Genomic DNA, 13,724 nt, shown 5'->3' on the forward strand with positions numbered 1-13,724 from the left:
GGAGCACATCCCGCCGCCGCCTCGTCCGTTCAGCTGCCGAGGTGTCAATACCTGCAAGAATTCGGACCGAAAAGTTGCCGTTGGTGGCACCTCGCCGGCGGGTTGGCGGGGGTCGGCGGGTCGGCGATGGCGCGCGTCAGGGGGTCGTCGAGAGGGCGGCTAGGGCGCCGGACTCGAGGGCCACCCACACGGTGCCGGCGGGGGTGACGGCCACGCCGTGCGGCTCGCTGTCGGGAGTCGGCAGGGGATGCCGGGTGACGGCGCCATCGGCGGCGACATGGGCGACCTCGTTCGAGCCCCATAGTGTCACCCAGACGCCGTCGTGCGGGTCGGCCGCGACGGCGTGAGGTTTGGCGCCCGCCCCCAGAGCGACCTCGGTGACGGAGCCGTCGCGTGCGATGCGGGCGACGGCATCCGCGAGGATCTGCGCGACCCAGACGGAGCCGTCGGCGGCCACGGTGATGCCGACCGGGCCCGACGGGACGCTCGGCAGCTCCGTGAACGCGATCGCCGCATCCCCACCCCGCACGTGACCGACCGCATTGCCGGCGTTGAGGGTGAACCAGAGGCTGTCGCCGGTCGTCGCGATCATCGAGACGAACGATCCCTCGCGGCCGACAGGGAACTCGTCGACGCGGCCGAGGATGTCGATGCGGCCGAGCGCGTCCGCGCCGAGTTCCGTGAACCAGGCGGTGCCGTCGTCGAGGGCGACCACGCCGAACGGCTGGGCGTCGGGCGTGGGAACGGACACGGAACCGAGCTCGACGATCGCGCGGTCATCCGCCGCCTCGAGAAGAAGGAGCCGATTGCCCGTGGTGTCCGTCACCCACACGCTCGACTCCGTCGCAGCGGCGAGCAGGGAGGGCTGCGACCCCTCGCCCAGCGACGTGTATGTCATGGTTCCGTCGGGGCCGCGTCTTCCGACCCGGCCGCCGTGCACGAGGGTGAACCAGACGGCGCCGTCGCGGGTGACCGCGACCCCGTACGGGCCATCGCCCGGCTCACCGACCGGATGCTCGACGATGGCCGCCGTCACAGCGCGACCGTCAGAGTGCGGTCGAACACCGTGCGACCGCCGACCCGGATGCGGCCTTCGCCGGCCAGCTCGGTGAGCAGCTCCGAGCCCGCGCCCTGCGAGATGATCAGATCGCGGCCGAGTTCGGCGGTGACACGGATCGCGGCGGCGCCGGTGGCCTCGTCTTCGGCGATGCCCATGTCGGGCGCGAACATCCGCGAGCGCAGGCGACCGTCGGCCTCGTCGATCCACGAGTAGGCGTAGTGGTGGCCGTCGGTGAACTCGGACGCATCCACGGCGTCGACCTCGCCGGGTGTCGCGAACGGATGCCATACGAACTCGGGGGCCCACTCCGCCCTCGCGGCGACCCAGGTGATGTCGCCGTCGGAGACCACCTCGACGTCGCCGGCCTTCTCGCGCAGCACTGCCACGGGGGTTCCCTCGTGGGCGAGCCACCAGGCCGTTCCCACGCTCGGGTGGCCGGCGAACGGCAGTTCCCGCGCGGGAGTGAAGATGCGGATGCTCGCCGAGCCCCCGCGCTCCGAAGCCGGCTCGACCGCATCCACGAACACGGTCTCGCTGAATCCGAGGCCGGTGGCGACGGTCTGCTCGCGGCCCTCCGTCTGCGCCGTGCTGCGGATGATTCCCAACTCGTTGCCGTGCCCGCCGTGCGCATCAGAGAAAACGCGCACGACGACCACCTCGATCGTCTCTGCCATACCGCCAGCCTGCCACGAACCGGCCGGAGCATTCGCCCACGGTCACCGGCAGAGGAATGAATGCGCGTACACGGCGGAGCGCGGATGCGTAACATTGGGGGTGCTCGACGCACGGGGGAAAGCGCCGGTGCAGCACGGAGGGAGCTCGAACGTGGGCAAGAACGCCACCGTCTACGACGTCGCCACCCACGCGGGGGTGTCGATCGCGACGGTCTCCCGCGTGTTCAGCCGCCCCGAGACCGTGAAAGACGAGACCCGCGCCCGGGTGCTCTCCTCGGTCGAAGCGCTCGGCTACGTTCCGAGCGGCGCGGCCCGAGGGCTCGCGGCGAGGCGAACCGGCGTGCTCGGCCTGTTCTTTCCCGGGCTGGATGCGATGGATGACATCGCCGACATCTCGTTCGACGGCGGCGAGGCCTCCGCCGGCGCCGCGACGATCGTGCGCGACGTTGCCGGGGCCGCGGACACCCGCCCACTCAACCTCTACTTCGACGAGGTGCTGCGCGGCAGCGAGCTCGAGGCCTGGCGCAGCGGGTTCGTGCTGCTGGTCGGCGTCGGCCGCGGTGAGACGGCGCACGACACGGTGCGCGACATGGCCGGCCGCGTCGACGGGCTGGTGGTGCTGGCGGGGAGCGCGAGCGAAGAAGAGCTCGCGCAACTATCCAGACGCATCCCCGTGGTGGTCATGGCCGGCCCGAGCCGCGGCGACGAACTCGATCACGTATCGGTGAGCAACGCCGAGGGGATGCACGCCCTGGTCGCGCATCTCATCGACGATCTCGGCGCGCGCGACATCACGTATGTGGCGGGAAGCGAAGACTCCCCCGACGACGTCGAACGGTGGAGCGGTTACCGTGCGGCTCTCGCCGAGCGCGACCTGCCGACGCCGGAGAAGCCAGGGCTGCGCGGCGACTTCACCCGCGAGGGCGGTCGACGCGCCGGCCGCGAACTGCTGGCGCGCGACCACCTTCCGCGCGCCGTGGTGTGCGCGAACGACCAGATGGCCCTCGGCGTGATCGACACGGCTCGGATCGCCGGCGTCGACGTTCCGGGAGACCTCATCGTGACCGGCTTCGACGGCATCGACGCGGGCCGGCTGTCGACCCCTCGGCTGACGACGGTGCGCCAGCCGATGGAGCGGCTGGGCCGCGCGGCGGTGCAGGCGCTGGTGAGGCGGCTGAACGCGCCGGAGCGCCCGGCAGTGGCCGTGCGACTGCCGGTGGAGGTCATCCTGCGCGAGAGCTCCGAGCCGGCCTGACCCGCCAGGGCTTCGCATCCCTATACTTGCGCTGCTGAATGTATGCGCTTACACTCATGCAGGACTAACCAGCAAGGACGGATGCGATGACGCACACGAAGCACCACACGGCCCCAAGGCGGCGGCGCAGGCGACTCGCGGTACTCGCGACGATCGCGACGGCCGCGCTTCTCCTCTCGGGCTGCAGTATCAAGATCAAGAGCGAGCAGGATCCGTCGATCCCGGCTGACACCATGCTGCTGGCGGCCGACAAGGGCACGCCGATGCTGCAGCGCAACTTCAACCCGTACGCGGTGAACAAGCGCGCCGCCTCCACGTACATCTACGAGCCGCTCGTCGTGATCAACGTGCTCGACGGCAAGCAGACGATGTGGCTCGCCGAGTCGATCGCACTGCCCGACTCGAAGACGATCGACTACACGATCCGCAGCGGGGTGACCTGGTCTGATGGCAAGGCGTTCACCCCCGCCGATGTGAAGTTCACCTTCGATCTGATCAAGAAGTTCCCGGCTCTCGACCTCAAGGGCGCCTGGCAGCACATCGACACGCTGGAGGTGACAGGCGACCACGTCATCTTCCACCTCAAGGAGGCCGACGCTCCGGCGGCCGACATCATCTCGCAGACGCTGATGGTGCCGGAGCACATCTGGAAGAAGCAAAAGCATCCGGACACCTGGAGCAACCCGAACCCTGTCGGCACGGGCCCGTACACGCTGGGCAACTTCTCGTCTCAGCAGTACACGATGAACAAGTACGACGACTACTGGCAGGCCGACAAGGTCGAGGTCAAGCACCTGGTGCTGCCCTCGGCCACGAGTGAGCTCGACATCGCCACGAAAGGCTTCGACTGGGCTTACGCGTTCATGAGCGATGTGCAGGGCACCTGGGTCGAGGCGAACCCGCACAACAAGTACTGGTTCCCGCCGGGCGGTGTCATCAGCCTGATGCCGAACTTCACCGTCGCTCCGTTCGACAACCTGGATGTGCGACGCGGGCTCGCCCTGGCGCTCGACCGCGACAAGATCGCGGACTCCGCCACCGAGGGCTACCTGACGGCTGCCGGTCAGACGGGTCTCATGCTGCCGAACCAGAAGAGCGAGCTCGACCCGAGCATCCCCGACCAGGGCGTGATCAAGCAGAACACGGCCGCCGCGCTCGAGGCGTTCGCCGCCGCCGGCTACACGCAGAAAGACGGCAAGCTCGTCGACGCGAGCGGCAAGCAGTTCAGCTTCTCGATCACCACGGCGAACGGGTACGCCGACTGGCTCCGTGCGGTGCAGGAAGTGCGCAAAGAATTGAGCGCGCTCGGCATCGACGTGACAATCAAGCAGCCCCAACCGCCGGGATACCAGCAGGCCATCCAGAACGGCGATTTCCAGGTCGCGATGGGCGGCATGGGCGGCGGCATCATCTTCCAGGCATACAACGGGCTGCTGAACAGCGAGTTCGCGACCCCGATCGGCAAAGCGACGGCCAGCAACTTCGGCCGGTACAAGAGCGCTGAGGCCGACCAGGTGCTGCAGGAGTACAAGATCACCACCGACGACGCGAAGCGGCTCGATCTGAGTCACGAACTGCAGAACATCGTCTACGACGACCTGCCGGTGATCGGCCTCTACTACGGCGGGCTCTGGGGTCTCTACAACGACGCCAAGTTCACCGGCTGGCCGGATGCGAAAGATCCGTACGCACCGCCGCAGACGTACGACCAGACACCGCTGCTGGTGTTCACCCACCTGAAGCTCCGCAAGGAGGGCGAGTAACCGATGGCCTACCTCCTGCGCAAGCTCGGTCTGTTCGTGCTCACCCTGTGGGCCGCCGTGACCCTGAACTTCCTGCTCCCGCGGCTCATGCCGGGCTCCCCCACCGACGCCGCCATCGCGAAACTGTCGCAGAACGGCCCGGTCACCCAGGCCACCCGCGACGCGATCGCGGCCCAGCTCGGCGTGCCGGGCGGCAACCTCTGGGACCAGTACGTGACCTACCTGCACCAGGTCGTCACGTTCGACTTCGGGGTGTCGTACACCTTCTATCCGCAGTCGGTCTCCGAGCTCGTCGGCCAGGCGTTCCCGTACACGATCGTGCTGCTGGGCATCGTGACGATCGTCGCCTTCGTGCTCGGGACCCTTCTCGGTGTGCTCGCCGCCTGGAAGCGCAACACCTGGCTCGACTCGCTGCCGACCCTCACCGGAACCTTCGCCAGCACCTTCCCGTACTTCTGGACGGCTCTACTGCTGCTGTTCTTCCTGGGATACGTGCTGCACTGGTTCCCGACCTCGGGAGCGTTCGGCCCGACGGCCGAGCCGTCCTTCTCCTGGAACTTCATCGTCGACGTGGCGTACCACGCGGTGCTCCCGGCCGTCACCATCCTCATCACCTCGGTGGGCGGCTGGATCCTCGGGATGCGCAACGCGATGATCAACACGCTCGGCGACGACTACGTCACCTTCGCCGAGGCGAACGGGCTCAAGGGCCGCACCGTCGCCATGAAGTACGCGGCGCGCAACGCGATCCTGCCGAACCTGACCGGCTTCGGGCTCGCGCTCGGCGGCGTCGTCGGCGGCTCCATCCTCGTGGAACAGGTGTTCGGCTATCCGGGCATCGGCTTCCTGTTGTTCAACGCCGTGATCGGACAGGACTACCCGCTCATGCAGGCGCTGTTCCTGCTCATCACCCTGAGCGTGCTGGTCGCCAACTTCCTCGTCGACATCCTGTACGGCGTACTCGACCCAAGGACCCGCCGATGACAACCACACAGAGCATCAAGTCCATCCGTCCGGCCGGCGACACCAAGCCGCCGCACAAGCTCGCCTTTCTCGGCCGGGCCGCCGCCACACTGTGGTCGAACTGGAAGTCCCGGCTCGGCCTGATCATCCTGGCCTTCTTCGTGCTGGTCGCGATCTTCGCGCCGCTGCTCGCGCCCTACGGTGCGACGCAAGACGGCTTTCCGCGCAACGCCGACTCGAGCTGGCAGCACTGGTTCGGCACGACGGCTGCGGGCGAGGATGTGCTCAGCCAGCTCATCTACGGCGCCAGGGTCAGCGTGCTGGTCGGCTTCATCGCGGGCCTGCTATCGACGATCGTCGCCGTGCTGATCGGACTCAGCTGGGGTTACATCCGCGGGTTCGGGGCGGAGGTCGTGAACTTCTTCGTCAACCTGTTCCTGGTCATCCCGGGCCTCCCGCTGATGATCGTGATCGCCGCCTACCTGCAGAACGGCGGACTGTTCATGATCGTGACGGTGATCGTGATCACCGGCTGGGCGTGGGGCGCCCGCGTGCTGCGCAGTCAGACGCAGTCTCTGCGGTCGCGCGATTTCGTGACGGCCGCTCGCTTCTCGGGCGACCGGTCCTTCCGGGTGGTGTTCAGCGAGATCCTGCCGAACATGACCTCGCTCATCACCGGAAGCTTCTTCGGTGCGGCGACGGCGGCGATCCTCGCGGAGGCCGGTCTCGAGTTCCTCGGTCTCGGCGACTCGTCGATCGTCAGCTGGGGCACCATCCTCTACTGGGCGCAGAACTCGAACGCGCTGCTCACCGGGCAGTGGATCCTGCTGTTCGCCCCGGGTCTGTGCATCGCCCTGCTGGCGATGAGCCTCACCCTGATCAACTTCGGCGTGGATGCGATCAGCAACCCGCGCCTGCGCGAAGGCCGCGCGAGCGAAAGCCGCGCGAGCGAAAGCCGCGCGAGCGAAAGGAAGGGCAAATGAGCCAGCTCCTCGAGGTCCGCGACCTCTCGGTCGTCTACGAGTCGGCCGGTCAGACCCCGGTCCAAGCCGTCGACCACGTGTCGTTCACCGTCGGTGCCGGCGAGTTCGTCGGCCTGGTCGGCGAGTCGGGCTCGGGCAAGTCGACGCTCGGCTTCGCGATCACGCGACTGCAGAAACCGCCGGCGAACACGAATGGCGGGCAGATCCTGTTCGGCGGCCACGACATCCGCGAACTCGACCGGGAGGAACTGCGCCGCCAGCGTCAGGGCGGCTTCGCGATGGTGCTGCAATCGGGCATGAACGCGCTGAACCCGGTTCGCACCATCCGCAAGCATTTCGTCGACATCTTCAAGGCGCACGGCCACGTCGACCGGAACCGCTGGGACGACCGGATGCGCGAGCTCGTGCTGAAGGTCGGCCTCGACCCGAAGGTGCTCGCGCGCTTTCCGGGCGAGCTCTCCGGCGGGATGCGCCAGCGTGTCTCGATCGCGCTCGCCCTGTCGCTCGAACCGCAGCTCATGGTGTTCGACGAGCCGACCACGGCCCTCGACGTTCTCGTGCAGCACGCGATCATGGACACGATCACGGAGTTGCAGCGCACCGAGGGTTTCACGGCCATCCTGATCAGCCACGACCTCGGCGTCGTGCTGGAGGCGACGCAGCGCGTGCTCGTGATGCACGACGGACGGATCGTCGAAGACGCCTCGAATCGCGACATCTTGGAGCGGCCGCAGCACGACTACACGAAAATGCTTCTGAGCCACTACGCCGACCCGCGCGCCGAGGTCGTGGAGCTGCCGGGCTTCCCCTCCCGGGCGACGCGCGAGGCGCAGGCCGACACCACCGTCTCGACCACCGCCACCGCGCGTCAGGGCCGCTCGGCCGAGTCGGCGATCGTGGTCGACGCGGTCTCCAAGGTCTACCCGCCGCCGCGCCGAGGCGAGCAGCCCGTGACGGCGGTCGACGCCGTGTCGTTCACCCTCGAGCCGGGCCAGTCCCTGGCGCTCGTCGGCGCATCCGGAAGCGGAAAGTCGACGATCGCCAAGCTGATCACCGGCATCGAGAAGCCGAGCGGCGGAAGCGTGCGCTTCGGCGACCTCGACGTTCCGAACCTGGGCCGCCGGGGCATCCGGGGGCTCCACAAGAACGTGCAAATGGTCTTCCAAGACCCATACGCAGCGCTCAACCCGCTGCACTCGGTGGAGTACGCGCTGACCCGGCCGGTGCTGAACTTCACCGGGCTCCGCGGGCGGGATGCGCGGGCCCGTGTTCTCGAACTGCTGGAGACGGTCGGTCTGACGCCGGTCGAGCAGTTCGCCGCCAAACTGCCGCACCAGCTCTCGGGCGGCCAGCGGCAGCGTGTGGTCATCGCGCGGTCCCTGGCGAGCGACCCGCAGGTGCTCATCGCCGACGAGCCCGTGTCGATGCTCGACGTGTCGTTGCGCGCCGGGGTGCTCGCGCTGCTGCAAGACCTGCGGGAGCGCTGGGGGGTGTCGATGCTCTACATCACGCACGACCTGCTGTCGGCACGACTCGTGACCGACGACATCATGGTGCTGAACTCCGGCCGCGTGGTCGAGCGCGGCAAGACGGCCGAGGTGCTTCAGCATCCCGTCGACCCGTACACGATCCAGCTGCTCGACGCCGTGCCGAACCCGGCCCGCACGAGGGAGGCCCTGGCATGAGCGGCGTTCCTGCGCCCGCGTTCGCCCAGATCGACGCGTTCGGCGCCGGCGAGGTGCCCGAGGGCGTCGACGTGCTGGGCATTCCGGCGACGGTCGGCACGCTGACCGCGTTCCATGCGTCACCGGCCGGTGACGCACGCGGCACCGTGTTCATCGTTCCGGGGTTCACCGGGTCGAAAGAGGACTTCCGGACGTTCCTGCCCCTTCTCGTCGCCCACGGCTGGGACGTGTGGGCGTACAGCCAGCGCGGACAGGCCGACTCGGTGGGGCCGGTCGGCGTCGAGAACTACCGGCTCGAAGACTTCGCCGGAGACGCGATCGAGGTCGCGGGTCTGGTGGGCGGCGGTCACCCGGTGCACGTGGTCGGCCACAGCTTCGGCGGCGTCGTCGTGCGGGCAGCGGCCATCGCGGTGCCCGCATCCTTCGCCTCGGTCACGCTGCTCTGCTCCGGACCCCTCGGCTGGCCCGGCCGACACCACGACACCACCGACACGGTGGCCGCCTCCGGGTCGATCGGGCTCTGGAACCGCGACAACGCGCACACCATCGGGCTGCCGGATGCCGACCTCACGGCCGACGAAGCCTTCTTGCGGCTGCGCGCGTCCCGCACCTCCAGCGACAACCTGCTGGCCGGCGCCGAACTGCTGCGCTCCGACCCGGGGTCGACCGCCGAACTGCGGGCCACCGGGCTGCCGGTGCACATCGCCCACGGCGAGTTCGACGAGGCCTGGCCCGTCGACTGGCAGCGCGAGATGGCCGAGCAGCTGGGCGCCGCGTACACGGTCATCCCGGGAAGCGCCCACTCCCCGCAGCTCGAGGCACCCGAGGCGACGGCGACGGCCCTCGACGACTTCTTCACCTCCCCGAACCACCACTGAACAGGAGCACCGTGCTTTCCTTCCCCGACGGATTCCTCTGGGGCGCAGCAACCGCCGCCCACCAGGTCGAGGGCAACAACATCAACAGCAACTGGTGGGTGCACGAGCACACGCCGGGAACCTCCATCGTGGAACCGTCGGGCGACGCCATGGACAGTTACCACCGCTACCGCGAAGACATGAAGCTGCTCGCCCAAGCGGGCCTCAACACCTACCGGTTCAGCGTGGAGTGGGCTCGCATCGAGCCCGAGCGCGGATACGTCTCCCGGGCCGAGATCGACCACTACCGCCGCATGGTCGACGCGGCCCACGAGTTCGGTCTCAACCCGGTCGTGACCCTGATGCACTTCACCGTTCCGCGCTGGTTCGAGCGTGACGGCTTCTGGCGCGCATCCGATGCCGCCGACCTGTTCGCGCGCTACACCGAGCTCGCGCTGCCGATCGTCTCCGACGGGGTCGACTACGTCTGCACGATCAACGAGCCCAACATCGCCGCCATGCTCGCGGGCGGCGAGGATGCGGTCAACCTCGTCGCGTACGGGCTGCCGAATCCTGACCTCGGGGTGGCGGATGCGCTGCTCGCCTCGCACAAGCGCTCGCGCGACGTGCTCTCCCAGGTGCGGGGCCTCAAGACCGGCTGGACCATCGCGACCCAGGCGTTTCGCGCCAACGGCGAACCCGGCTCGGAGGAGATGCTGCGGGAGTACGGCTACCCGCGCGACGACTGGTACCTCGAACAGTCGGCCGGCGACGACTTCGTGGGGGTGCAGGCGTACACGCGCACGTTCATTGGCCCGAACGGACCCCTGCCGGTGGCCGACGACGTCGAGACGACACTGACCGGCTGGGAGTTCTACCCTCCGGCGGCGGCGGAAGGCGTTCGCAGCGCTTGGAAGCTCTCCGGCGGCGTTCCCGTGATGATCACGGAGAACGGCGTCGCGACCTCCGACGACGCCCGGCGGATCGCATACACGGATGCGGCGTTGCGCGAACTGCACGCCACCATCCAGGAGGGCGTGCAACTCGAGGGGTACCTGCACTGGAGCGCGCTCGACAACTACGAGTGGGCGAGCGGATACCGCCCCACGTTCGGCCTCATCGCCGTCGACCGCGAGACCTTCGTGCGCACCCCGAAGCCGAGCCTCGCCTGGCTCGGCTCCGTCGCCCGCGCCAACGCCCTCTAGCCGCCTCCAAAGGGGCGGGGTGCGGTGGGCGGGGTGCGACGATGGGGGGATGAGTGCGATGAGCGTGAACCTGGAGTGGCTGTTCAGCGAGGCGGGCGACGGGACGGCGGAGCGCATCCGGGCAGCGGCGCACCACGGGATCGACGCGGTCGAGATGTGGGGCTGGCGGGAGAAGGACGTCGACGCGATCGAGACGGCCTTGCGCGAGACGGGCGTCGAACTGGTGTCGCTGACCGTCGACCCGCAGCTCGCGCTCACCGACCCGGCGACGCATCCCGATTACCTGAGCGCCGTGACCGAATCGCTCGCGGTCGCGCGCCGGCTGGGCTCACCGAACCTGGTCGTCGTCGCCGGGCAGGAGCGCGCTGACCTGCCCCGGCCGGAGCAGCGGGCAGCGCTGGTCTCGGTGCTGAGCGCGGCGGCCGCCCTGCTCGACGGCTCGGGCGTGCGACTCCTGCTCGAACCGCTGAACACCCGGGTCGACCACGTCGGCACCTTCCTCTCCTCGACCCGCGAAGGGTTCGACATCGTGCGGGAGGTCGGATCCCCGAATCTGCTGCTGTTGCTGGATGCGTACCACGCATTGATGATGGACGAAGACCTGACCGACGTCATCGGCGACGACAGCGCGCTGATCGGCCACGTGCAGGTCGCCGACATCCCGGGCCGCCACCAGCCGGGCACGGGAACGGTCGACTGGGCGCACCAGTTCCGCACCCTGCGCGATCTCGGCTACCCCGGCCGGTTCGGCCTGGAGTACACCCCCACCGTGGAGACGCGCGAATCGCTCGCCCCCGTTGAACGGATCGTCGCGGAGCTCTAGGCCGTGCCCCGGGGCAGCGTCTCGCCGCGGAAGAACGCGGGCAGCCGTCGGCGCATGATCAGCATGACGATCACGCCCGAAAGCAGGATCACCATGCCGAGGATGAAGACGAGGCCCACGCCCGCGATGTTGGAGCCGCTGCCGTAATCGGGGCTCATGCTGTCGACAAGTGTCGTGAAGAACAGCACGGAGAGGATGACGCCTCCGACCAACGGGCAGACCAGCATGAAGAACGCGTTGCGCACCGACGCGAACCACTTCGTGCGAAAGAACCACACGCAGGCGAACGCGGTGATGCCGTAGTAGAAGCAGATCATCATGCCGAGTGTGGTGATGGTGTCCCAGAGCACGTCCTCGCTCACGAACCGCATCACCGCGTAGAACGCCGACGCGACCACGGCCGAGACCACCGTCGAATACCCGGGTGTCATGAACCGCGGGCTGACGCGCGCGAATCGTGCGGGCAGGGCACCGTAGTGCCCCATCGCGAGGAGCGTGCGCGCCGGCGACACCGCCGTCGATTGCAGCGACGCGGCCGAACTGGACAGCACCGCGATCGACATCAGGATGGCGAGCGGGCCGAGCACCGGGCCGGCGAGCGCGAAGAACACGTTCTCCTGGATGTCCGGGTTGCCGAGCCCGACCCCGTCGCCGCCGACGCCGGCGAACGAGATGGCGGCGATCGAGACGAACAGGTAGACCAGCACGATGATGACGACCGTGAGGGTGGCGGCCCGCCCAGGCGTTGACCGCGATCCCTTCGTCTCCTCCGACATCGTGAGCGTCACATCCCAGCCCCAGAAGATGAAGATCGAGAGCGACAGACCGGCCGCGAACGCCGAGAACGTCGGAACGGCGAACGGGTTGAACCAGTCGAGGTTCAGCGGGGTGGCGTCGAAGGCGGTGCCGTTGAACACGTGGATGGCCGCGACCACCCCGAAGGCGATGAGCACGAGCAGCTGGAAGCCGACCAGCACGTACTGCACCTTCTGTGTGGTCTGCATGTCGCGATAGGAGATCACCGTGGCGACGGCCATGAACGCCAGACACGTCGCAACGTTGACGAACGGGTTCGCCGCCACGTCGGCGATGGCCTGGCTGTGGAAGATCTGCGACAGCATCAAGTAGAGGAAGTCGACCGCGATGCCCGCCAGGTTGGAGAGCACCACGATCGTGGCCGCGATGAGCCCCCAGCCTCCCATCCAGCCGAGCCAAGGCCCGAACGCCCTGGTCGCCCAGGTGAACGAGGTTCCGCTGTCGGGCATGGCGTTGTTCAGCTCTCGGTAGCCGAAAGCCACGAGCAGCATCGGGATGAAGCCGACGAGGAAGATGGCCGGCAGATGCACGCCGACCTCCGAGACGGTCGGCCCGAGTGCACCGGTGAGGGTGTATGCCGGGGCGATGCAGGATATCCCGATGACGACGGCCCCGAGCAGCCCGACGGATCCGGCGCTCAACCCCTTCGACGAGGTGGCGGCGGTCTGGTCGGCGGTCTGGTCGGTGGTCTCCGCGACGCTGCGTGACGTGCTCATGTGGTGAGTGCTCCTTGGTGCTCTGCCTTGGCGGGCGTTGTGCGCCGGCTATGCCTCGCGCGGCACGACGATCATCGGGACGGGGAGTTCGCGCAGCATGATCGCCGCTGTGGTGCCGAGGAAGAGCCGGCTCGGCTGCGCGAGACGGCTCGATCCGACGACCACCAGTTCGCCGGGCTGCCAGTCGAGGTGGGCGACGGCGTCGGCGACGCTGTCGCCGGGGGCGACCGACGCGGTCGCCTCGACACCCTCGGGCAGGGCGGCGGCTGCCTCGGCCAGAACCTGCGCGGCGTGCGCTTCGCCCCTCTGTTTCGCGCTCCCGGCGTCGAGCCCGCTCGGAAGGTCGAGGGCGAGCAGCGAGACGAGTCGCAGCGGGATGTTCGCGGCAGAGGCGAGTCGCGCGCTCGTCGCGACCACCGCATCCGCCCCCGCCCGGGTTCCGACCATGGCGGTGACGCGGGAAACGGGAACGGTGACGGCGCGGGAGCCCTCGGGCGCGAGCAGCACGGGGATGGGCGACGCGTGCAGCAGCGAGCCGGCCACCGAGCCGACGGTGAAGCGGCCGAGGAGTCCGTCGCGGGCCGCGCCGATGATCACCAGCGCCGCTGCGGAGTGCTCAGCAGCGGCGAGCAGCCCTTGTGCGAGTGAGTCGCCGCGCACGAGCCGCATCCTGGCGTCGAGGGTCGCCGGAACGCGCGTGCGCGCTTCGGCGAGCCAGCCCTCGGCAGTGTCACGCAGGTAGGCGTCGTAAGCCGGATCGTTCGGCACGAGCGTGGGCCGCGACGAGTCGGGCAGCACCAGCACGACGTCGAGCCCGGCGCCGAGCGCGGTGGCCAGCCTGACACCGAGGGCGAGGGCGTCCTCCCCCGCCGGTGTCGCGGTGTAACCGATGAGGATGCGGCGCTCGGCGTCGGTCATCCCGGG

Annotated in this window: 12 protein-coding genes; 8 read left to right on the top strand and 4 right to left on the bottom strand. The window is 68.8% G+C overall.

Annotated features, from left to right (window positions below; genetic code table 11):
- Positions 1 to 136 precede the first annotated feature (136 nt).
- Together ACFVWR_RS00005 and ACFVWR_RS00010 are read right to left on the bottom strand one after the other, a co-directional pair.
- A complete protein-coding gene (locus ACFVWR_RS00005) occupies positions 137 to 1,036 on the bottom strand; it encodes a virginiamycin B lyase (protein WP_387206976.1) in 900 nt (299 codons plus the stop codon).
- Entirely contained in the window at positions 1,033 to 1,734 is a 702-nt protein-coding gene (locus ACFVWR_RS00010) for a PhzF family phenazine biosynthesis protein (RefSeq protein ID WP_387206977.1), read from the bottom strand. The genes ACFVWR_RS00005 and ACFVWR_RS00010 overlap by 4 nt, the downstream gene beginning before the upstream one ends.
- Positions 1,735 to 1,885: 151 nt before the next feature.
- Here ACFVWR_RS00010 and ACFVWR_RS00015 point away from each other — a divergent pair, with 151 nt between their 5' ends.
- From ACFVWR_RS00015 to ACFVWR_RS00050, 8 genes are all read left to right on the top strand, one after another.
- On the top strand, positions 1,886 to 2,989 hold the full coding sequence (locus ACFVWR_RS00015) for a LacI family DNA-binding transcriptional regulator (RefSeq protein WP_387206978.1): 1,104 nt from the start codon (positions 1,886 to 1,888) through the stop codon (positions 2,987 to 2,989).
- An 86-nt stretch (positions 2,990 to 3,075) separates the two neighbouring features.
- Entirely contained in the window at positions 3,076 to 4,752 is a 1,677-nt protein-coding gene (locus tag ACFVWR_RS00020; protein WP_387206979.1) for an ABC transporter substrate-binding protein, read from the top strand.
- A gap of 3 nt (positions 4,753 to 4,755) precedes the next feature.
- Positions 4,756 to 5,736 (top strand): ABC transporter permease, encoded by a 981-nt coding sequence (locus ACFVWR_RS00025; RefSeq protein WP_387206980.1) that lies wholly within the window; start codon positions 4,756 to 4,758, stop codon positions 5,734 to 5,736.
- Positions 5,733 to 6,698, top strand: a complete 966-nt coding sequence (locus ACFVWR_RS00030; protein ID WP_387206981.1) for an ABC transporter permease — start codon at positions 5,733 to 5,735, stop codon at positions 6,696 to 6,698. Before ACFVWR_RS00025 ends, ACFVWR_RS00030 begins: the two co-directional genes overlap by 4 nt.
- Positions 6,695 to 8,383 (top strand): ABC transporter ATP-binding protein, encoded by a 1,689-nt coding sequence (locus ACFVWR_RS00035; protein WP_387206982.1) that lies wholly within the window; start codon positions 6,695 to 6,697, stop codon positions 8,381 to 8,383. Before ACFVWR_RS00030 ends, ACFVWR_RS00035 begins: the two co-directional genes overlap by 4 nt.
- Positions 8,380 to 9,261, top strand: a complete 882-nt coding sequence (locus tag ACFVWR_RS00040) for an alpha/beta fold hydrolase (protein ID WP_387206983.1) — start codon at positions 8,380 to 8,382, stop codon at positions 9,259 to 9,261. The genes ACFVWR_RS00035 and ACFVWR_RS00040 overlap by 4 nt, the downstream gene beginning before the upstream one ends.
- 11 nt (positions 9,262 to 9,272) lie before the next feature.
- The gene (locus tag ACFVWR_RS00045) at positions 9,273 to 10,445 is read left to right on the top strand and encodes a glycoside hydrolase family 1 protein (RefSeq protein WP_387206985.1); all 1,173 of its coding nucleotides are present in this window, start codon (positions 9,273 to 9,275) and stop codon (positions 10,443 to 10,445) included.
- A 49-nt stretch (positions 10,446 to 10,494) separates the two neighbouring features.
- The gene (locus tag ACFVWR_RS00050; RefSeq protein WP_387206986.1) at positions 10,495 to 11,268 is read left to right on the top strand and encodes a hydroxypyruvate isomerase family protein; all 774 of its coding nucleotides are present in this window, start codon (positions 10,495 to 10,497) and stop codon (positions 11,266 to 11,268) included.
- Here the strand turns inward: ACFVWR_RS00050 and ACFVWR_RS00055 are convergent.
- On the bottom strand, positions 11,265 to 12,800 hold the full coding sequence (locus ACFVWR_RS00055) for an APC family permease (RefSeq protein ID WP_387206987.1): 1,536 nt from the start codon (positions 12,798 to 12,800) through the stop codon (positions 11,265 to 11,267). The two genes, ACFVWR_RS00050 and ACFVWR_RS00055, sit on opposite strands and share 4 nt — an antisense overlap.
- Before the next feature lie 48 nt (positions 12,801 to 12,848).
- Positions 12,849 to 13,718: a universal stress protein gene (locus ACFVWR_RS00060; protein ID WP_387206988.1), complete on the bottom strand. Its 870-nt coding sequence runs from the start codon at positions 13,716 to 13,718 to the stop codon at positions 12,849 to 12,851.
- Positions 13,719 to 13,724 lie beyond the last annotated feature (6 nt).

This window comes from Leifsonia sp. NPDC058292, from assembly GCF_042880955.1.
Lineage (GTDB): Bacteria > Actinomycetota > Actinomycetes > Actinomycetales > Microbacteriaceae > Leifsonia.

Excerpts from the sequence above, each read along its gene's own strand:
- ACFVWR_RS00050 (WP_387206986.1), top strand. The coding sequence starts at position 10,495 with ATGAGTGCGATGAGCGTGAACCTGGAGTGGCTGTTCAGCGAGGCGGGC.
- ACFVWR_RS00010 (WP_387206977.1), bottom strand. The coding sequence starts at position 1,734 with ATGGCAGAGACGATCGAGGTGGTCGTCGTGCGCGTTTTCTCTGATGCG.
- ACFVWR_RS00060 (WP_387206988.1), bottom strand. The coding sequence starts at position 13,718 with ATGACCGACGCCGAGCGCCGCATCCTCATCGGTTACACCGCGACACCG.
- ACFVWR_RS00030 (WP_387206981.1), top strand. The coding sequence starts at position 5,733 with ATGACAACCACACAGAGCATCAAGTCCATCCGTCCGGCCGGCGACACC.
- ACFVWR_RS00040 (WP_387206983.1), top strand. The coding sequence starts at position 8,380 with ATGAGCGGCGTTCCTGCGCCCGCGTTCGCCCAGATCGACGCGTTCGGC.
- ACFVWR_RS00035 (WP_387206982.1), top strand. The coding sequence starts at position 6,695 with ATGAGCCAGCTCCTCGAGGTCCGCGACCTCTCGGTCGTCTACGAGTCG.
- ACFVWR_RS00055 (WP_387206987.1), bottom strand. The coding sequence starts at position 12,800 with ATGAGCACGTCACGCAGCGTCGCGGAGACCACCGACCAGACCGCCGAC.
- ACFVWR_RS00020 (WP_387206979.1), top strand. The coding sequence starts at position 3,076 with ATGACGCACACGAAGCACCACACGGCCCCAAGGCGGCGGCGCAGGCGA.
- ACFVWR_RS00025 (WP_387206980.1), top strand. The coding sequence starts at position 4,756 with ATGGCCTACCTCCTGCGCAAGCTCGGTCTGTTCGTGCTCACCCTGTGG.